At 62.1% G+C, this 20726-nt stretch carries 16 protein-coding genes and 1 pseudogene; 15 read left to right on the top strand and 2 right to left on the bottom strand.

Translation table 11 applies throughout. The features are described from left to right. Positions 1-62: 62 nt before the first annotated feature. Entirely contained in the window at positions 63-1115 is a 1053-nt protein-coding gene (torT, locus tag ACZ9IL_RS12805) for a TMAO reductase system periplasmic protein TorT (RefSeq protein ID WP_476003849.1), read from the bottom strand. A gap of 69 nt (positions 1116-1184) precedes the next feature. Between torT and torS the strand changes: the two are divergent. From torS to ACZ9IL_RS12730, 15 genes and pseudogenes are all read left to right on the top strand, one after another. Then, a pseudogene (torS, locus tag ACZ9IL_RS12800) lies at positions 1185-4000 on the top strand (TMAO reductase system sensor histidine kinase/response regulator TorS). 130 nt (positions 4001-4130) lie between these two features. Next, positions 4131-5384: a serine hydroxymethyltransferase gene (gene glyA, locus ACZ9IL_RS12795; RefSeq protein ID WP_476003848.1), complete on the top strand. Its 1254-nt coding sequence runs from the start codon at positions 4131-4133 to the stop codon at positions 5382-5384. A gap of 108 nt (positions 5385-5492) precedes the next feature. Next, positions 5493-5921, top strand: coding sequence for a hypothetical protein (locus ACZ9IL_RS12790; protein WP_476003847.1), 429 nt, complete (start codon positions 5493-5495; stop codon positions 5919-5921). Between the two features lie 379 nt (positions 5922-6300). Continuing rightward, positions 6301-6750 (top strand): transcriptional regulator NrdR, encoded by a 450-nt coding sequence (gene nrdR, locus ACZ9IL_RS12785; protein ID WP_033132390.1) that lies wholly within the window; start codon positions 6301-6303, stop codon positions 6748-6750. A 43-nt stretch (positions 6751-6793) separates the two neighbouring features. Beyond that, positions 6794-7903, top strand: coding sequence for a bifunctional diaminohydroxyphosphoribosylaminopyrimidine deaminase/5-amino-6-(5-phosphoribosylamino)uracil reductase RibD (ribD, locus tag ACZ9IL_RS12780; RefSeq protein ID WP_476003846.1), 1110 nt, complete (start codon positions 6794-6796; stop codon positions 7901-7903). 128 nt (positions 7904-8031) lie between these two features. After that, complete coding sequence (locus ACZ9IL_RS12775; protein ID WP_476003845.1) at positions 8032-8685, top strand: riboflavin synthase; 654 nt, start codon at positions 8032-8034, stop codon at positions 8683-8685. A 290-nt stretch (positions 8686-8975) separates the two neighbouring features. Next, positions 8976-10085, top strand: a complete 1110-nt coding sequence (gene ribBA, locus ACZ9IL_RS12770; protein ID WP_476003844.1) for a bifunctional 3,4-dihydroxy-2-butanone-4-phosphate synthase/GTP cyclohydrolase II — start codon at positions 8976-8978, stop codon at positions 10083-10085. A gap of 131 nt (positions 10086-10216) precedes the next feature. After that, positions 10217-10687 (top strand): 6,7-dimethyl-8-ribityllumazine synthase, encoded by a 471-nt coding sequence (gene ribH, locus ACZ9IL_RS12765; protein WP_476003843.1) that lies wholly within the window; start codon positions 10217-10219, stop codon positions 10685-10687. 4 nt (positions 10688-10691) lie between these two features. Then, positions 10692-11105, top strand: coding sequence for a transcription antitermination factor NusB (gene nusB, locus ACZ9IL_RS12760; RefSeq protein ID WP_476003842.1), 414 nt, complete (start codon positions 10692-10694; stop codon positions 11103-11105). Positions 11106-11164: 59 nt separating this feature from the next. After that, positions 11165-12124, top strand: coding sequence for a thiamine-phosphate kinase (thiL, locus tag ACZ9IL_RS12755; protein WP_476003841.1), 960 nt, complete (start codon positions 11165-11167; stop codon positions 12122-12124). Positions 12125-12194: 70 nt separating this feature from the next. Then, the gene (locus tag ACZ9IL_RS12750) at positions 12195-12680 is read left to right on the top strand and encodes a phosphatidylglycerophosphatase A family protein (protein ID WP_476003840.1); all 486 of its coding nucleotides are present in this window, start codon (positions 12195-12197) and stop codon (positions 12678-12680) included. 594 nt (positions 12681-13274) lie between these two features. Continuing rightward, complete coding sequence (locus tag ACZ9IL_RS12745; protein WP_476003839.1) at positions 13275-14999, top strand: dipeptide ABC transporter ATP-binding protein; 1725 nt, start codon at positions 13275-13277, stop codon at positions 14997-14999. Between the two features lie 70 nt (positions 15000-15069). Further along, positions 15070-16626, top strand: coding sequence for an ABC transporter substrate-binding protein (locus tag ACZ9IL_RS12740; RefSeq protein WP_476003838.1), 1557 nt, complete (start codon positions 15070-15072; stop codon positions 16624-16626). Positions 16627-16723: 97 nt separating this feature from the next. Then, positions 16724-17698 (top strand): ABC transporter permease, encoded by a 975-nt coding sequence (locus tag ACZ9IL_RS12735; RefSeq protein WP_476003837.1) that lies wholly within the window; start codon positions 16724-16726, stop codon positions 17696-17698. Positions 17699-17701: 3 nt separating this feature from the next. After that, on the top strand, positions 17702-18643 hold the full coding sequence (locus ACZ9IL_RS12730; protein ID WP_476003836.1) for an ABC transporter permease: 942 nt from the start codon (positions 17702-17704) through the stop codon (positions 18641-18643). A 210-nt stretch (positions 18644-18853) separates the two neighbouring features. Here the strand turns inward: ACZ9IL_RS12730 and dxs are convergent, their stop codons facing one another. Next, positions 18854-20719 (bottom strand): 1-deoxy-D-xylulose-5-phosphate synthase, encoded by a 1866-nt coding sequence (dxs, locus tag ACZ9IL_RS12725; protein WP_476003835.1) that lies wholly within the window; start codon positions 20717-20719, stop codon positions 18854-18856. Positions 20720-20726: the final 7 nt, after the last annotated feature.

The following is a 20726-nucleotide window of genomic DNA, read 5'->3' as shown; positions in this document are numbered from 1 at the left end:
ATTCGAATGAATATGTTACAAGAACCGCCAGGGGGGGATTGTGATCCGCTTCGGGTTTTGGTCTAGGGGCTTGTCTGATCCAGGCCGACCCGGTAGATGGGGCGAAAATCCCCATCCGACAGCGAATGTTCCGGAGCGCTCAATGGCGCGGTCAGGGTCAGGATGGGAGGGCCCATGACCCGGGGGCACTGCGCCTCGCTGGCATCCGGCTGCCTGAGCAGACAGACCGCCTGCGCCACCGCGAGGCGCCCCTGCTCGCGCATCTGATCGCTGTTGGCGGCGAGGATCCTGCCGCGCAGCAGGCCGCGCTGGACGCCGTGGCTGAAGTAGATGGAGAGCACCCCGGGATGCTCGGCATGATGCTGGGCCAGCTCGTTGACCGCCACCTCGGCGGCGATGGCGCCCCCCACCAGATAGTCGAGGTCAGGGTGGCGGCTCAGGGTCTGCTGCACCAGAGTGCGCTGGATCTCGCGACTGTTGTCCCCCCGTGCCGTGGTGACCAGTTCGATGGCGCTGCCACGGATGGCCTCGATGAAGCCGGACTCGACGAAGGGGGTGCCGCCGCCGGAGTCGGGGCCCGGGAAGAGGGCGACCGAGACGGGCGGGCTGCCCGCCGGATGACGCTCTGCCAGCCAGTGGCCGATACGCCAGCCCATCTGTTGCCAGGGCACGCCAACCTGGGCGATGGCAAGCCCGGGGGCGAGATCGTTGACCAGCCCGAACACCGGCAGGGGGCTCTGCCTGATGGCCTCGGCCAGCCCTTCATAGCTGACCGCGCCGAGCAGGATGGCGTCACTCCCCTCATCGGCGCATTGGCGCAACTGCTTGCGCTGTTCGGCCAGGGCCCCGTAGCCCCCCGCCTCGTGGATCCGCACCCGGGCGCCCAGCCGCCTGGCTTCCTCCACCATGCCCTGATTGACCGACAGCCAGTAGGCATCCCGCAGATGGGGGTAGAGGGCGCACAGGGTCAGCGGCCGGGCGAGGGGAGCGGGCTCAGCCCAGGCCAGCCGCGTGGGTTGACCGGTGAAAGCCCCGTCCGCCCAGTGCTCCACCTCGAAGGCGAAGGCGGGACGGACGAGCAGCGCGAGCAGAATACACAGAGAGAGGCTTCGCATGGCAGAGGGTTTTGTTAAAGTGTGAGGCCCTATTATCCGGACAAAACCGATCACAACCAAGGATCCCGCGTGCGAATGTTTTCCGGCCTCGGCGGCAAGTTGCTGCTGGCCTTCTCCCTGATGGCATTGCTGACCCTGAGCGCCTCCCTGCTGGGCTGGGTCGGGCTCAACCGCCTGCGTCAGCTGGAACAGGGGGTGCAGCAGACTCTGGCGAGCCAGGAGAGCGCCCGCACCCTGGCGCGCCTTGGCGGCGAGATCCAGAACACGTCCCACCTGCTGGCCATGGCGAGCAGCGAGGCCGAACGTGCGCATCAGGGACGCCTGCTGACCCTGCAGGGGCAGCAGATGCAACAGGTACTGGAGCGGCTCGGCACCGAGGGGGATCTGGCGCAGTTGCATCGACTCAGCCAGACCATCATCGGCAACCTGGGTCAGCAGGGCTGGCTGGTGGGGGAGCGGCTGGGCCTGATGGCCGAAGGCAGTGCGCTGCGCACCCGGCTGGTGGGCGCCGCCGGTCAGGCGGCGGAGCTGGCCCGTAGCCAGATGGAAAACGCCGAGACGGTGATGGTGGCGGGCATGGGCTCCCTCTATCGGTTGCAGGGGGCCCGTGCCCATGGGGCCTTGGATCGACTGCTGGAGCAGGATCTCGACTGGCTGGAGCAGATGACGGAACTGCGCCACCGCACCCTGATGCAGCAGCAACGCATCGAGGAGATCTGGCGCAGCGAGCAACAACCCGCCCTGCAGCGGTTGCAACAGGAGAGCCGCAAGGCCCTGGCCATCTTGCAGCTGCGGGCCGGTGCCGTGACGGATCCCGGCCGCCGTGCCTCGGTGGAGCAGGCACTGGCGCTGCTCGGGCAGAGCGACAAGCTGGTGCAGCTGCGCAGTGACTGGCTCGGCAAGGGGGAGGCGCTGCGGGTGCTGGCCACGGCCAACGAGGTCATGATGGCGAGTCTCAACCAGCAGGTCGACAGCCTGGTGACGGGGGCGCGCGCGACGCCCTCGGTCAGAGCCAGCAGGCGCTGCGGGAGCGGCTGCAGCTGGTGGAGCGTGCGCTGGTGCTGATCGGCCTGCTCACCCTTGGCCTCTTGATCCTGCTGATGTGGCGCGTGGTCTACGGTCGCATCGTCTGGCCGCTGCAACACGCGGTGGAGGGGATGAGCCGGCTGGCGCGGGGGGATCTGGTGCCCTTGCCCCCCACGGCACGGGGACAGGACGAGCTGGCCGAGCTGGGTCGGGCCCTGCAGGTGTTTCGCGACAACGCCATCGAGCTCGGTCGCTATCAGCGGGAGCTGGAGTCCCGGGTAGAGGAGCGTACCGGCCAGCTCAGCCATGCGAACCTGCGCCTCAACGAAGAGGTGGAGAAGCAGCGACTGGCCCGCGCCGAGGCGGAGCAGGCCAACCGGGCCAAGTCGGTCTTCCTCGCCACCATGAGCCACGAGATCCGCACCCCCATGAATGGCATTCTGGGGGGGCTCAGCCTGCTGGAGGATACCCGGCTCAGCCCGGAGCAGCAGCGCTATCTGGCCGCCATCGGCCACAGCGGTGAATCCCTGCTCGAGATCCTCAACGATATCCTCGACTATTCCAAGATAGAGGCGGGCCATGTGGAAGCTCGTCGAGAGCCCTTCCCGCTGCGCCAGTTGGCAGACGATCTCTGCACCCTGTTTCGGCCAAGGGCCGAGGCCAAGGGACTGCGCCTCGAGCTGGCCTGCGTCGACACCCTGCCCCCCGTGGTGGAGGGGGACATGGGCAAGCTGCGGCAGGTGCTCGCCAACCTGCTCGGCAATGCCGTCAAGTTCACCCGGGAGGGGCGCATCAGCCTGTCGCTGATGCCGCTGGCCTGCGCCGGCCCCTGCGCCGAACCCTGCATCGAGTTCGTGGTGCAGGATACCGGTCCCGGCATTCCCGAAAATGAGCAGCAGTTGGTATTCGAGGCGTTTCGCCAGCGCAAACGGGATCTCGGCCATCAGGGGGGCACCGGGCTCGGCCTCGCCATCAGCCAGCGGCTGGTGACCGCCATGGGGGGCGAGTTGTTGTTGTCCAGCGAGCCGGGAGAGGGATGCCGCTTCAGCTTCAGCCTGCCCCTGCAACGTTCGGCAGCCCTCCTGCCCACTGAGCCACAGCCCTTCCACCTCTGCCGGCCACGGGAGATCCTGCTGGTGGAGGACAACGAGATCAACCGGCTGGTGGCCCAGGGCATGCTGGCGCGCCTCGGCCACAGCGTCACCCTGGCGGAGGACGGCCGCACCGCGCTGGCGTGGGTGACCGAACGGGCATTCGATCTGGCGCTGCTCGACATCAACCTGCCGGACATGGACGGCATCAGCCTGCGGGAAGATCTCGCCGCCATCAGCGAGGAGGTCCATGGCCGGGCGCTGCCCGCCATCGCCGTCTCGGCCCAGATGTACCCAGAAGATATCCGCCACTGCCTGGCCGCCGGTTTCGCGGATTTTGTCGGCAAGCCGGTGCGGCTGGCGGCCCTGGCCGGCGCCATCGCGCGTCAGAGCAAGGCGGAGGACGCCTCGATCGCTCAGGCTGGCACTGAGACGACGGCGCCAGGGCGGGCTGCGGGCCATGCGATGCTGGAGGCGGATCTGCCCCTGCTTGGCCTGGCGCGCATCCGCCAGCTGATCGCGCTGTTCGAGTCACAGGGCGCCGAGCTGGTGGCGGCACTGGCGGCGAGCGAGCCCGGAGAGGAACGGCGACAATGGGCCCACAAGCTCAAGGGCAGCGCCTTGGCGCTGGGCTTGAGCGAGCTTGCGACGTGCTGCGCCGAGCTGGAGGCGGGGGGCGGCGATCCGGCGAGTCTGAGCGCCGTGTTCGAGGAGACCATGGAGGCGTTGCGGCGCTGGCTGGCGACGAAAAGCGTGACCGCCGACTGAATAAATGTGCATTTTGCAACATGGATTCAACATTTTTTTAGGTGGTTGGACTGTCTCTTTGATCTCGCTCACGTTACAATGCGCGAGCCCACTTCACCTATCGCGCAAACGATTTTCAGGAGATAAACGGATGTTGAAACGTGACATGACCATCGCCGGCTACGATCCCGAGCTGTGGCAGGCCATTACCGACGAGACCCGTCGTCAGGAAGAGCATATTGAGCTGATCGCGTCTGAGAACTACACCAGCCCCCGTGTCATGGAAGCCCAGGGCTCCCAGCTGACCAACAAGTACGCCGAAGGCTACCCGGCCAAGCGCTACTACGGCGGTTGCGAGTATGTGGACGTGGTTGAGACCCTGGCCATCGAGCGCGCCAAGGAACTGTTTGGTGCCACTTACGCCAACGTGCAGCCGCACTCCGGCTCCCAGGCCAACAGCGCAGTCTACATGGCCCTGCTGCAGCCGGGCGACACCGTGCTGGGCATGAACCTGGCTCACGGTGGTCACCTGACCCACGGCTCCCCGGTCAACTTCTCCGGCAAGCTGTACAACATCATTCCCTACGGCATCGATGAATCCGGCAAGATCGACTACGACGAGATGGAACGTCTGGCCGTCGAACACAAGCCGAAGATGATGATCGGTGGCTTCTCCGCTTACTCTGGCGTGGTCGACTGGGCCCGCATGCGCGAGATCGCCGACAAGATCGGTGCCTGGCTGTTCGTCGACATGGCCCACGTGGCCGGTCTGATTGCCGCTGGCGTCTACCCGAACCCGGTGCCCCACGCCCACGTGGTCACCTCCACCACCCACAAGACCCTGGCCGGTCCGCGCGGTGGTCTGATCCTCTCCGCCGCCGACGACGAAGATCTGTACAAGAAGCTGAACTCCGCCGTCTTCCCGGGTGGCCAGGGCGGCCCGCTGATGCACGTCATCGCCGGCAAGGCCGTGGCGTTCAAGGAAGCGCTTGAGCCCGAGTTCAAGACCTACCAGGCCCAGGTCGTCAAGAACGCCAAGGCCATGGTCGAGGTGTTCCTGAGCCGCGGCTACAAGATCGTCTCCGGCGGTACCGACAACCACCTCATGCTGGTGGATCTGATCGGCCGCGAGTTGACCGGTAAAGAAGCCGACGCCGCCCTTGGCAAGGCCAACATCACCGTCAACAAGAACTCGGTGCCGAACGACCCGCGCTCCCCCTTCGTCACCTCCGGTGTGCGCATCGGTACCCCGGCCATCACTCGCCGTGGCTTCAAGGAAGCCGAGAGCAAGCAGCTGACTGGCTGGATCTGCGACGTGCTGGACAACCACGCCAACGACGAAGTGCTGGCAACAGTGCGCGAACAGGTGCTGGATATCTGCCGTCGTTTCCCGGTTTATGCCTGATAAACCAGAGATCCTGGTATGAAAACAATGCCACCCCAGGGTGGCATTGTTGTTTCTGCTGCGGCCTGGCCATGGGGCTGCACTCATTCGACCGACAGAGGAGGCTCCATGCCAAATCAGACCGCGCTCAGCGATGAGGAACTCATCTCTGCCATCCGCCCCCAGTATCACTTTCGCCCGAGCACAGAGGGCCTGCTGGCCTGGGATGTGCGCAAACTGGTGCGGTTGAGTCGTGCGCTGCCGGTGCGATCTGTGCCGCTTGCGCAGATTGCGGAGCTCGATAGCGAGCACTGGTACGGGCATGGCAGCGTGAGACCGACGGTGCGCAGTATCATCGAGCACTGCCAGCTGATGCTGGCCGCCGATCTCGCCTATCCCATCATTCTGGACAGCGCCGGACGGGTGATGGATGGCATGCACCGGGTGAGCAAGGCCATGCTGCAGGGGGCCACCCACATCGATGCGATGCAATTCGGGCAAGACCCGGCACCCGATTATGTGGATTGTGATCCCGATACCTTGCCCTATGACGACTGATGAGGGTGTCCACTCTCGCTGCAACCTCGATGTCAGCCATGGGTTGGGCAAGACCCGGCGCCCGACTATGCGGAGCGTGATTCCCGATACCTTGCCCTATGACGACTGATGAGGGTGTCCACTCTCGCTGCAACCTCGATGTCAGCCATGGGGTGGGCAAGACCCGGCACCCGATTATGTGGATTGTGATCCCGATACCTTGCCCTATGGCGACTGATGGCGGTGTCCATTCTCGAAGCAACCTCAATGCTACCGACGGGTGGCATTGTTTTTTCTGGGCTTTTACCGGTTTTGGATGGTCGTGTTACACTGGCAGGCCAAGATCCTGACCCTGGTGGCAGGTGACCCTTAATTTCCTGGAGTTTGCGCCGGAGGTCCGATGCATTGCCCTTTCTGTAGTGCCGTTGATACCAAGGTGATCGATTCCCGTCTGGTGGCAGAAGGCCATCAGGTGCGCCGACGCCGCGAGTGCCTGCTCTGCCACGAGCGCTTCACCACCTTCGAGATGGCCGAGCTGGTGATGCCTCGCATCATCAAGTCCAATGGCTCCCGCGAACCCTTCAACGAAGACAAGCTGCGCGGTGGCATACTGCGGGCGCTGGAGAAGCGTCCGGTGAGCATGGAAGCCATCGAGAAGGGGATCAATCACATCAAGTCCCGCCTGCGCGCCACCGGCGAGCGCGAGGTAGCGTCCCAACTGCTGGGCAACCTGGTGATGGACGAGCTCAAGACCCTCGACAAGGTGGCCTATATCCGTTTTGCCTCGGTCTATCGCAGCTTCGAAGACATCCGCGAGTTCGGCGAAGAGATCGCCAAGCTGGAAAAATAGCGCCAGCCACATAACCATTTTCTCGCCTGCAACGGGAGCCCAGATGTTTAGTCAAGACGATTATCAATGGATGAACCGGGCCCTCGAGCTGGCCCGTCGTGGCCGCTACACCACGGCCCCTAACCCTTGCGTCGGCGCCGTGCTGGTCAAGGCCGGGGTGGTGGTCGGCGAGGGCTGGCACCAGCGCGCCGGTGAACCCCACGCCGAGGTCTATGCGCTCCACGCCGCCGGAGAAGAGGCTCGTGGCGCCACTGCCTATGTGACCCTGGAGCCCTGCTCCCATCATGGCCGCACCCCGCCCTGCGCCGAGGCGCTGATCAAGGCCGGGGTGACCCGGGTGGTCGCCGCCATGGTGGATCCCAATCCCCAGGTGGGTGGGCGCGGTCTGCGCATGCTGTCGGAAGCCGGCATCAAGGCCGACTTCGGCCTGCTCAGCGCCGAGGCCGAGGCGCTCAACCCCGGCTTCTTCAAGCGGATGCGCACCGCCTTCCCGCAGGTGACGGTGAAACTCGGCGCGAGCCTCGATGGGCGTACCGCCATGGCGAGCGGCGAGAGCCAGTGGATCACCGGCCCTCTCGCCCGCGCCGATGTACAGCGTCTGCGGGCCCGCCACGATGCGGTGCTCTCCAGTGCGGAGACGGTGCTGGCCGATGGTGCCTCGCTGAACGTGCGCTGGGATGAGTTGCCGCCATCTGTCAAGGCGGTCTATCCCAAAGAAGCCCTGCGCCAGCCGCTGCGGGTCATCGTCGACTCGCAAAACCGGCTGACCCCGGACTTGCCGCTGTTCCAGAGCTCGGGACCCGTGTTGCTGGCCCGCCACAAGGTGGCCGGCGACTGGCCCGAGTGGGTGCAGCAGCTCGAGCTGCCGCTGCTGGATGGCAAGCTGGATCTGGTCAGCCTGTTCATGTTGCTGGCCAAACAGAACATCAATTCCGTGTTGGTGGAGGCGGGGCCAAAGCTGTGCGGCGCCCTGCTCGGCAAGGGGCTGGTGGATGAGCTGGTGCTCTATCAGGCGCCCAAGCTGCTGGGGGATGAGGGGCGTGGCCTGTTCCACCTGCCGGAGTTGACCCGCCTGTTCCAGGCGCCCAAGCTCACCCTCAAGGATGTGCGACTGGTGGGGCAGGACATTCGCATCACGGCCAGGATTGTGTAACCCGGGCTCATTCTCAAGGCCGGGCTGCTGGTCGATGGAAGCAACCTATTCGCATCACGGCCAGGATAGCCTGATCTTTCTATTCTTTGTCGGGGCTGCATGGCCCCGCCATCAGCAAGGTGATCTGCATGTTTACCGGAATTATCGAAGCCATGGGCACCCTGGCCGAGCTGCGTCGTCAGGGGGAGGACATGGCCCTCACCGTCCACGCGCCGACCCTCGACTTCAGCGACGTCAAGCTCGGCGATTCCATCGCCACCAACGGCGTTTGCCTGACGGTGGTGGCGCTGGGGGACAAGCGTTACACCGCTGACGTGTCGCTCGAAACCCTGTCGCGCACCGGTTTTGCCACGGCCAAGGTGGGGGACCCCGTCAATCTGGAGAAGGCGCTGTTGCCGACCTCGCGCCTCGGTGGTCACCTGGTCTCCGGCCATGTGGATGGCATCGGCGAGGTGAAGAGCAAGTCCAGCAGCGGTCGTGCCATCGAGTACTGGATTGCGGCGCCAGGGTCGCTCGCCCGCTATATCGCCGAGAAGGGCTCGATCGCGGTGGATGGCATCAGCCTCACGGTCAACGCCGTGCAGGGCAACCTGTTCCGCCTCACCATAGTGCCTCACACCGCGAGTGAGACCACCATCGCCCGCTGGAAGCCGGGTCATAAGGTGAACCTGGAAGTGGATCAGATAGCCCGCTATCTGGAGCGGTTGATGCAGGGCAAGGGGCAGGAGAGCGCAGGATCGTCCCTGACCCTGGATAAACTGGCCCAATCCGGCTTCCTGTGATAGTGAGTTGCTTTGTTTTTTATTGGTTTATCGCTCAATCTATCTATTAAATGTTGATTTTAAAGCGCAAATGACTGGCCGTGTTCGGTTATTTGCCTTGTTGACAAGCTCTCGCGACGGATCCCGGCCCGTCGCTCAGCCGGTTAGCCCCGCTGAGCGGCCCGTCAAAACGGTTTTCTGTGATCCCGCCCGGGTTGAAACGGGGGCCGGCGCCCCCATCTAACAACACATAAACCGTATCAAATCGGGCCCACGGGCTCAATCCCCGAAACATGTTGATGGAGTAGCCCATGGCGCTGAGCACAACCCAGGAAATCATTGCCGATATCAAGGCTGGCAAGATGGTGATCCTGATGGATGACGAAGACAGGGAGAATGAAGGGGACCTCATCATGGCCGCCTCCTGTGTTCGTCCTGAAGACATCAACTTCATGGCACGCTACGGCCGGGGCCTCATCTGCCTGACCCTGACCCGGGATCGCTGCAAGCAGCTGGCGCTGCCGCTGATGGTTGACCGCAACAACGCCCAGTTCTCCACCGCCTTCACCGTGACCATCGAGGCCGCCGAAGGGGTGACCACCGGTATCTCCGCTGCCGATCGCGCCGTCACTGTACAGGCCGCGGTCGCGCCCAATGCCAAGGCCGCCGATCTGGTGCAGCCGGGCCACATCTTCCCGCTGATGGCGCAAGATGGCGGCGTGCTGACCCGTGCCGGCCACACCGAGGCGGGCTGCGATCTGGCCCGCCTTGCCGGTTACGAGGCCGCTTCCGTCATCGTCGAGATCCTCAACGAAGACGGCTCCATGGCCCGTCGCCCGGATCTGGAGATCTTCGCCGAGCAGCACGGCATCAAGCTCGGCACCATTGCGGATCTTATCGAATACCGCAATCAGCACGAGACTACTGTGGAGAAGGTGGCCGAGTGCAAATTGCCGACCGAATACGGCGAGTTTGACCTCATCACCTTCCGCGACACCATCGACAATCAGGTGCACTTCGCCCTTAAAAAGGGTGAGATTCAGGCCGACCAGCCGGTGCTGGTGCGGGTCCATCTGCACGACGTGCTGAGCGATCTGCTGCACACCGACCGTCACAGCGCCCGCAGCTGGCCCCTGCCGAAATCCATGGCGCGCATCGCCGAGGAGGGCGGCGTGCTGGTGATCCTGGGGGCGGAAGCGAACAGCAATGAACTGCTGGCCAGGGTCAAGGCGTTCGAAGCCGCCGACAAGGGGCTGCAACCGGAAGGGGCCAAGTGGCAGGGCACCTCGCGCCGGGTTGGCGTGGGCTCCCAGATCCTGAAAGCCCTGGGGGTCGGCAAGATGCGGCTGCTGAGCTCGCCCAAGAAATATCACGCCCTCGGTGGTTTCGGTCTCGAGGTCGTGGAATACGTCGGCGAATAACCCCTGCGGATGAATGAACAAGCCACCATGCTCGCCCTGTGCGGGCATGGTTTTTGTCGTGGGTCTGTTGTGCTAGAATGTGCGCACTTTTGACCCCGGCCCTTTTTGATTGCACAGAGACAGGATTTCCAATGAAGATTATCGAAGGAAATATCGCCGCTCCCGAGGCGCGTGTTGCTATTGTCGTTGCCCGTTTCAACAGCTTCATCAATGACAGCCTGGTGAACGGCGCGCTGGACGTGCTCAAGCGTCAAGGCCAGGTGCAGGACAGCAATCTGACCCTGGTACGAGTGCCGGGTGCCGTCGAAATTCCCTTGGCTATCAAGAAGCTGGCCAAGAGTGGTCAATACGACGCCATCGTCGCGCTGGGCACCGTCATCCGGGGTGGCACCTACCACTTCGAACTGGTGGCAAGCGAGAGCAGCAAGGGCATGGCCCAGGTAATGATGGAATATGAAATTCCCGTTGCCTTCGGCGTGCTGACCACAGAAAACATCGAACAAGCCATCGAGCGTGCCGGTACCAAGGCGGGTAACAAGGGTGCAGAGGCTGCATTGAGCGCGCTCGAAATGATCAACGTTCTGAAACAGCTTGAGGAATAATACATTGAAACCGTCCGAGCGCCGTAAGGCCCGTCATTGCGCCACCCAGGCCATCTACCAGTGGCAGATGACCAAGGCCAACGTGGGCGACATCGAAGAGCAGTTCAAGATAGATCAGGACACCAAGGGTGTGGACCTGAACTACTTCCGCGATCTGCTGTTCGGGGTAGCCGTTCACTGCAACGAGCTGGACAAGGTGTTTTCACCTTTCCTCTCCCGTCCGCTGGAAGAAGTGGACATGGTGGACAAGGCGATCCTGCGTCTGGCGACCTACGAGCTGACCCGTCGTGATGATGTGCCGCCGCGCGTGGTGATCAACGAAGCGATCGAGCTGGCCAAAGCCTTCGCCGCCGATGACAGCCACAAGTTTGTCAACGGTGTACTGGACAAGGTGATCAAGACGCTGACCAAGCGTTGATCCCCCTTATCCATCAGCATTAAAGAGAGGAGCCAGCCTAACCGCTGGCTTTTTATTGCATGGGTGAATTTGAGCTGATTGAGAAGTACTTCAAGGTCCCCCACGCCCGCAAGGACGTGGTGATGGGCCCTGGAGATGACTGCGCCCTGCTGACCCTGCCCGCCGATACCCAATTGGCTGTGAGCACCGATACCCTGGTCAGTGGCGTGCATTTCTTTCCCGACATGGATCCGGTGGATCTCGGCTACAAGGCGCTGGCGGTCAACCTGTCCGATCTCGCCGCCATGGGGGCCGAGCCGCGCTGGGTCTCGATGGCGCTGACCCTGCCGGCCATCAACGAGGCCTGGGTTGCCGGCTTCGCCGAGGGCTTCCTCGAGCTTGCCGAGTATTACAACGTGGCCCTGGTCGGCGGCGACATGACCCGCGGCCCGCTCTCCATCACCGTCTCGGTGAAGGGTTCTGTGCCCGCTGGCCGAGCGCTGCTGCGCAGCGGCGCCAAGGCCGGTGACGGCATCTATGTCACCGGCACCCTGGGGGATGCGGCTCTGGCGCTCTCCCATCTGCTCGGCAAACGCGCCCTCAACGAGAACCAGCTGGCCGCGGTGCTGCCGCGCCTCGATCATCCTCATCCCCGCATCCTGGCGGGCCAGGCCCTGCGCGGGTTGGCGGGCAGTGCGCTGGATCTCTCCGACGGTCTGGCCTCGGATCTGGGCCACATCCTCAAGGCGTCCGGGGTGCGGGCACAGATCGATCTGGGTCTGCTGCCGCTCTCGCCGGTGTTGCAGGATGCGGTCCCCGTGCAGGATGCCTGGCAGCTGGCGCTGGCCGGTGGTGACGACTACGAGCTCTGCTTCACCGTGCCGCAGGAGCATCACGGCGCGCTGGACACGGCGCTCGCCAATTGCGGCGTCAAGTTCACCCGCATCGGCCGGATCCTGGCCGGCGAGCCCGGCATCGACTATATGCAGGACGATCAGCCGGTCGAGCTGACGCTCAAGGGATGGGATCACTTCGCATGACAGTCACCGCTGTACTCAAGACATCGGCTCCGGGACGGCCGCATCCGCTCAAGGGTTGGGGGCATTGCGCATGAAGATCAAACCCGAGCTGAAACGGTTGGACCTGAAAAATCCGCGCCACCTGCTGGCGGTCGGCTTTGGTGCCGGCTTGTCCCCCAAGGCGCCGGGCACCATGGGAACGCTGGTCGCCATTCCGCTCTATCTGCTGGTGAGCGGTCTGCCGACCCCCTGGTTTATCGCGTTGCTGGCGCTGGGCTTCCTGGTGGGGATCTGGCTCTGCCAGGGCGCGACCGATGCCATCGGCATGCCGGATCACGGCGCCATCGTCTGGGACGAGGTGATCGGCTTCGGGGTGACCATGATCGCGGCCCCCGCCGGTTGGGAGTGGGTGCTGGCCGGTTTCGTGCTGTTCCGGCTGTTCGATGTGCTCAAGCCCTGGCCCATCTCCTGGTTCGATCGCCGCATCCACGGCGGATTGGGGATCATGCTCGACGACCTGATAGCAGGGTTGTTCGCCTTGCTGTGCATGCAGTTGCTGGTCGGCTGGATAAAGTGATCCTGTCAGATTGAGCGCAGGTCCGACCTTTTGGCGGGCCTGCGCTGTTTTGTATGCAATTTTACCCCTGACTCCCCCCCATGGCCGCCCCCGTCACTGGCGGATCATTCTGATTTTTCCCTATTTATCTCTGCTTATTTTTCCTTCATCCAGATATGCTGCCGTTAAAAAATCATTTCACATAAATATTCACTACTCATTCGAAGCTTGGTAGGCGAAATTGAATAGTCGATCTGATTGCTTGTTAACTCATTGTTGAAATTTAAATGTGGTAATCGCTCGCATCGGCGTCACAATCTCTGGTAATGTGATTTTAGTCGACATTTTTAGCCATTGAACAGTACGTTATCCGTGCAAAACATTGCGAAATTGTATAACTGGATCATTTACACCCGCGGGCAAACCGACTAACTTACTCGCGGGTTATTCCAAAAAAATGCAAAAAACCCGCCCGGATCGCTGGTTTCACTGCCTCATGGATTGAGCGTTTCTTATTCGATAAACACTCAATATCACCTACCCAAGGCACCACCAGCATCTGCGGCTGATTTACGGACGAATTATTTGGGACGGATGTCCCCCGCAGAGGTAACCATGTCCTTGCTCGAAGTGAAAAACTTGCGGATCGAGTACCCCTCCCGCTATGGGGTGCTGGCCGCGGTGAAGGATCTCTCTTTTTCTGTGGAAAAGGGGGAGATCGTCGGGGTGGTCGGCGAATCAGGTGCCGGCAAATCCACCATCGGCAATGCCGTCATCGATCTGTTGAGCCCGCCCGGTCGCATCGCCCGTGGCGACATCTATCTCAACGGTGAGCTGATCTCCGGCAAGACCCAGAACGAGATGCGTGCCATCCGCGGCTCCCGTATCGGCTTCATCTTCCAGGATCCCATGACCTCCCTGAACCCGCTGTTCACCGTTGAACGGCAGCTGGTGGAGACCATCCTGGCCAATACCGATCTCTCGCGCGAGGCGGCCTTCGCCAAGGCGTTGGAGCTGATGAGCGCGGTCGGCATTCCGCAACCGGAATTGCGCATCAAGCAATATCCTCACCAATTCTCCGGTGGCATGCGCCAGCGGGTGGTCATCGCCATCGCCCTGTCCGGGGATCCCGATCTCATCATCGCCGATGAGCCGACCACGGCGCTGGACGTATCCATTCAGGACCAGATTCTGCAACTCATCCGCAACCTGTGCAAGGAGCGTCAGGTGGGTTGCATGCTGGTCACCCACGACATGGGCGTGGTGTCCAACGTCACCGACAAGGTGGCGGTGATGTATCGCGGCGATCTGGTGGAGTTCGGCACCACCGAGCAGGTGCTGGGTCGCCCCAGTCATCCTTATACCCGCAGCCTCATCTCGGCGGTGCCCCGCTCGGACGTGAAGCTGGTGCGCTTCCCGCTGGTCTCCTATATCGAAGATGCGAGCGCGCCGGACACCAGCATCGATCTCAAGACCCACTGGCTCGGCCAGAGTCAGGACCAGCGCAGCTATGAAGGCGCCCTGCTGCGGGTGGAGAACGTGGATCTGAAGTTCGTCACCAAGAACTCTCTGTTCCCGAGCCGTCGCCAGTATGTGCGCGCCTGCAACAACATCAGCTTCGAGATCTTCGAAGGGGAGACCTTCGGTCTGGTGGGGGAGTCGGGTTCCGGTAAATCCACCATCGCCCGGGCCATCACCGGCCTCTATCCGCCCGATACCGGCAAGATAGTGTTCGAGGGGATCGATCTGACCGCGTTGAAAGGGGAGCACGAGCGTCGCCCGCTGCGCCGTCAGATGCAGATGGTGTTCCAGAATCCCTACTCCTCGATGAACCCGCGCATGAAGGTGCGTGACATCATCGCCGAGCCGATCCGTTTCCATAAACTCGCCAGCAGCGAGAGCCAGATCCAGGGGATCGTCAGCGATCTGCTCGATCACGTCGGCCTTGGCCGGGGGGCGGGGGTCAAGTATCCCCACGAGTTCTCCGGTGGTCAGCGCCAGCGCATCTCCATCGCCCGCGCCCTGGCGACCCGCCCGCGTTTCCTCATCTGCGACGAGCCGACCTCGGCGCTGGATGTGTCGGTACAGGCCCAGATCCTCAATCTGCTCAAGGATTTGCAGCAGGAGCTTGGGCTCACCATGCTGTTCATCAGCCACGATCTGCCGGTCATCCGCCAGATGTGCGATCGCATCGGGGTGATGCAGCACGGTCATCTGGTGGAAGTGGCCGAGACCGAGAAACTGTTTACCAATGCCGAACATGAGTACAGCCGCAAGCTGATCTCCCTCATGCCGGAGTTTAAGGGAATGTCCCGCGAGGGGCTGGAAATCGCAAGCTAGGAAAGAGCCGGCTCGCCGGTCTGCTTGTCACAAAAAGTGTCAATAAAAAGCCAAAAGCATGGAGAAAGACATGAAGAAAGGATTATCCAAGATTGCCATGGCGCTGTTCGCCGCTGGTCTCGCATTTAACGTCTCTGCCGCCGACATCAAGGTCGCCGTCGCCTCCGACGCCACCTCGCTGGATCCGCAGGAGCAGCTCTCCGGTCAGACTCTGGAGATGTCTCACCTGGTGTTCGATCCGCTGATGCGTTACACCCAGGATCTGCAGTTCGAGCCACGTCTGGCCGAGAAGTATGAGCGCATCGACGACAAGACCGTGCGTTTCCACCTGCGCAAGGGTGTCAAGTTCCACTCCGGTAACGACTTCACCGCCGCCGACGTGGTGTGGACCGTCAACCGCCTGAAGGCCTCCCCGGACTTCAAGGCCATCTTCGACCCCATCGCCGAAGTGAAGAAGGTGGATGATTTTACTGTCGACCTGATCACCGCCAAGCCGTTCCCGCTGGTGCTGCAGACCGTCACCTACATCTTCCCGATGGACTCCAAGTTCTACACCGGCAAGGATGAAGCGGGCAAAGACAAGGCCGACATCGTCAAGAACGGCGACTCCTACGCTTCCACCCACGTCTCCGGTACCGGCCCGTTCAGCGTCAAGTTCCGCGAGCAGGGCGTGAAGCTGGAATACGCCCGTAATGCCAACTACTGGGACAAGGCTTCCAAGGGCAACGTTCAGAACCTGACCGTGGTACCGATCAAGGAAGATGCGACCCGTGTAGCCGCCCTGCTGGGTGGTGACGTTGACATGATCTATCCGGTCGCCCCGAACGATCTGGAGCGGGTGAAGAACGGTAAAAACTCCCAGCTGGTGACCCTGTCCGGTACCCGCGCCATCATCATCGAGCTGAACCAGAACACCAACCCGGCGCTGAAAGACAAACGCGTGCGTCAGGCGATCAACTACGCCATCAACCAGGTGGGCATCGTCGACAAGATCAACAAGGGCTTTGGTACCCCCGCTGGCCAGCTGAGCCCGAAAGGCTATGCCGGTTACAACGAGGCACTCAAGCCCCAGTATGATCTGGCCAAGGCCAAGGAGCTGATGAAGGAAGCCGGTTACGAGAAGGGATTCAAGATGAGCTTCATCTCCCCGGCTGCCCGCTACGTCAACGACGTCAAGATTGCCCAGGCGGTCTCCGCCATGCTGTCCAAGATCAACATCAAGGTCGATCTGAAGACCATGCCGGTGGCTCAGTACTGGCCCGAGTTTGACAAGTGCGCCTCCGACATGCAGCTGATCGGCTGGCACTCCGACACCGAAGACAGTGCGAACTTCTTCGAGTTCCTGACCTTCACCAAGGATGCCAAGACCGGCATGGGCCAGTACAACTGTGGCGGTTATGCCAACGCAGAAGCTGACAAGATGGTGATGGAAGCGAACACCGAGACCGATCCGGCCAAGCGTGCCGCCATCCTGCAGAAGGTGGAAGCCATGCTGATCGATGACGCTGCCTACGTGCCGTTGCATTGGGAAGATCTGGCCTATGGCGCCAAGAAGAACGTCGACATCAAGCCGATCGTCAACGTGATGAACTTCCCTTACCTGGGTGACCTGGTGGTCAACAAGTAAGTGACGTTGTAAGGAAGGACCCGGTGGGGGCGGCCATGGCGGCCCCCACCATTAACAGAAGCCTGTGCCACGACACAGGCCACGTAGAAGGACAAGCATGTTTACATTCCTGCTGAAACGGTTCTATCAGGCCGTGATAGTGATGTTCGTCATCAGCCTGGTCGCCTTCTCCATCCAGGACAACCTGGGGGATCCGCTGCGCGAGCTGGTGGGACAATCCGTCTCCGAGTCCGTGCGCCATGAATTACGCGAAAAGATGGGCCTCAACGATCCCTTCTTGGTGAAATACAGCCGCTTCTTGCAGAATGCGGTACACGGAGATCTGGGCACGTCCTATTTCTTCAAGCGACCCGCTCTCGAGGTGATCCTCGACAAGCTGGTGGCTACCCTTGAGCTGGTGTTTGCTGCCGCAGTCATCATCGTCGTCGTCTCCATTCCGCTGGGGGTTTATTCGGCGATCAGGCCTCGCAGCATACTGACCAAGTTCATCATGGCGGTGAGCAGCATCGGCATCTCGATCCCGGTGTTCCTGACGGCCATCATGCTGATGTATCTGTTCTCCATTCAGCTTGGCTGGCTGCCGGCCTATGGCCGTGGCGAGACTTACAACCTGCTGGGCTGGGAGTCGGGCTTCTTCACCTGGGATGGCATCAAGCACCTGATCCTGCCCGCGGTCTCGCTCTCCTCCATCATGCTGCCGCTGTTCATCCGGCTGGTGCGCTCCGAGATGCTGGAGCAGCTCTCCGCCGAGTACGTCAAGTTTGCCCGCGCCAAGGGGCTGGACAACAACAAGGTCTACTACAGCCATGCGCTGAAGAACACCATGCTGCCGGTCATCACCGTCGGCGGCGTGCAGATCGGCACCATGGTGGCCTACACCATTCTGACCGAGAGCGTGTTCCAGTGGCCGGGGACCGGTTTCCTGTTCCTCGAGGCGATCCACCGGGTCGATACCCCGCTGATCACCGCCTACGTCATCTTCGTCGGCCTTATCTTCGTGGTGACCAATACCCTGGTCGACCTGCTCTACGGGTTCATCAACCCGACCGTCAACTTGACCGCCAAGGGGTAAGCAATGACTAACGCTGTGACTGCAAGCCCAAGTCGTTGGGCTCGTTTCAAGAACTCTGACATCGTCTACTACTTCCTGCGGGACAAGGTAGCCATGTTCAGCTTCATGGTATTCGTGGTGTTCGTGCTGGCAGCGCTGCTGGCACCCTGGCTGGCGCCGCACAACGTCTACGACCTGACCAGCTTCGATCTGATGGATGCCGAGTTGCCGCCCTCCTGGCTGGAAGGGGGCGAGGCTCGCTTCTGGCTCGGTACCGACAACCAGGGCCGCGATATCTGGAGCACCATTCTGTACGGTGCCCGCATCTCGCTGACCATAGGTCTGTTCGCGGTGGCGCTGCAGCTGTTCCTCGGCATCGTTATCGGGCTGATTGCCGGTTACTTCGGTGGCCGCATCGACAACTTGCTGATGCGCTTCGCCGACGTGCAGCTGTCGTTTTCCACCATGATGGTGGCGATCATCATCTCCGCCATCTTCCAGGCGAGCTTTGGCTCCGAGCTCTATTCCGAGTTCGCCATCGTGATGCTGGTGGTGATCATCGGCATCGCCGAGTGGCCGCAGTACGCCCGTACCGTGCGTGCCTCGGTGCTGGCGGAGAAGAAGAAGGAGTACGTGGAAGCGGCGCAGATGATGGGGTTCCGTGCCCCGCGCATCATGTTCCGTCACATATTGCCGAACTGCCTGTCGCCCATTCTGGTTATCTCCACCGTGCAGGTGGCGAATGCCATCATGAGTGAGGCCGCGCTCTCCTTCCTGGGGCTCGGCATGCCGGTGGATCAGCCGTCGCTGGGCTCGCTCATCAGCGTGGGCTTCAACTACATCTTCTCCGGCTCCTGGTGGATCACCGCCTTCCCCGGTATCTGTCTGGTAGTGCTGGTGCTGGTCATCAACCTGCTGGGTGACTGGTTGCAGGATGTGTTCAACCCGAAGATCTACAAGGGCTGATGGAAACCTATCCACGAACTTACTGCGAGGCCGTGATCAAGGCTCATGCGCTGCTCGGAATCCTCATGTATGTCTATACGCTCCGGTTCCTGCGCTGCTCTTCACCTTGTTGACGGCCTTCTCGCGACAGTTCGTGAACAGGTTTGAGATCATGAATAACAAAAAGGGCGCCATCAGGCGCCCTTTTTTATTGCTCGTGAGTATCTATCGTCAGGCTCGTAGCCAGCTCTCGATACTGGCGAGGATACCCGCGCCATCGAGTCCCAGCATGGCGTAGATCTCTTCCTGGGTGCCTTGCTCGATGAAGCGATCCGGCAGGCCCAGGTTCAGCACTGGCTTGCACTGCTTGCTGCGCATCAGCAGCTCGTTCACCGCAGAGCCGGCACCGCCCATGATGGCGTTGTCTTCAATGGTGACGAACTGGGAGTGGGTGGCGGCGAGTGACAGCACCAGCGCCTCGTCCATGGGCTTGACGAAGCGCATGTCCACCAGGGTGGCGTCCAGCGCCTCGGCGGCGGCCTTGGCCAGGTGCAGCAGGGTGCCGAACGCCAGTATGGCGGTGCCTTTGCCCTCGCGAACGACGCGACCCTTGCCGAGTGCCAGCGCGGTCATCTCGGTCTGGATCTCGGTGCCGCAACCATTGCCACGAGGGTAGCGCACCGCCGCCGGTCCGTTGTGCTGGTAGCCGGTGTAGAGCATCTGGCGGCATTCGTTCTCATCGGACGGGGTCATCACCACCATGTTCGGCACGGTGCGCAGGAAGCTGATGTCGAATGCACCCTGGTGGGTGGGGCCGTCGGCCCCCACCAGACCGGCGCGATCGATGGCAAACAGCACCGGCAGTTGTTGCAGTGCCACGTCGTGGATCAGCTGGTCATAGGCCCGCTGCAGGAAGCTGGAATAGATGGCGACCACGGGTTTCTTGTCAGCGATGGCGAGGCCGGCGGCGAAGGTGACCGCATGCTGCTCGGCGATGGCCACGTCGAAGTAGCGCTCCGGATATTGCTGGCTGAACTTGACCAGCCCCGAGCCTTCACGCATGGCAGGGGTGATGCCGGCCAGCCGCTCATCTTTGGCCGCCATGTCGCACAACCACTGGCCGAAGATGGCGGAGAAGGTCGGCTTGCCGCCGCTGCTCTTGGGCAGGATGCAATCATCCGGGTTGAACTTGGGCACGGCGTGATAACCGATGGGGTCTTTCTCCGCCGGTTCGTAGCCCTTGCCCTTCTTGGTCTTGACGTGCAGTAGCTGGGGACCCTTGAGGTTGCGCATGTTGCGCAGGGTCTCGACCAGTGCATGGATATCGTGGCCGTCGATGGGACCTATGTAGTTGAAGCCGAACTCCTCGAACAGGGTGCCGGGCACCACCATGCCCTTGAGGTGCTCCTCCGCCCGCTTGGCCAGCTCCTTGACCGGCGGCACGCCCGCCAGCACCTTCTTGCCGCCTTCGCGGATGGTGGTGTAGAGCTTGCCGGACATCAGCCTGGCCAGGTGGTTGTTCAGCGCCCCGACATTCTCGGAGATGGACATCTCGTTGTCATTGAGCACCACCAGCATGTCCTTGTGGACATCGCCGGCGTGGTTGAGGGCCTCGAACGCCATGCCGGCGGTGATGGCACCGTCACCTATCACGGCGACGACCTTGCGGCCCAGCCCCTCGCTCTCGGCGGCGACCGCCATGCCGAGCGCGGCGCCGATGGAGGTGCTGGAGTGACCGACGCTGAGCACGTCATATTCACTCTCGTCGCGCCAGGGGAAGGGGTGCAGACCGTCTTTCTGGCGAATGGTGTGAATGCGCTCGCGCCGACCGGTCAGGATCTTGTGGGGATAGGCCTGATGACCCACGTCCCACACCAGCCGATCGAAGGGGGTGTTGTAGACGTAGTGCAACGCAACCGTCAGTTCGACGGTGCCAAGACCCGAGGCGAAGTGGCCGCTGGAGCGGCTCACCGAGTGCAGCAGATACTCGCGCAGCTCGTTGCACAGCACGGGCAGCCGCTCTTTGGGCAGGGATCGCAACTCGACCGGCGTATCCGCGAGGGCCAGGTTGGGGAAATTGCTTATATCAACGCTCATATTGTTA

The sequence above is a fragment of the Aeromonas sp. TECH754 genome, assembly GCF_056279295.1.
Note: the sequence above shows the minus strand (reverse complement) of the source record. Positions and strands in the feature narration are given on the sequence as shown.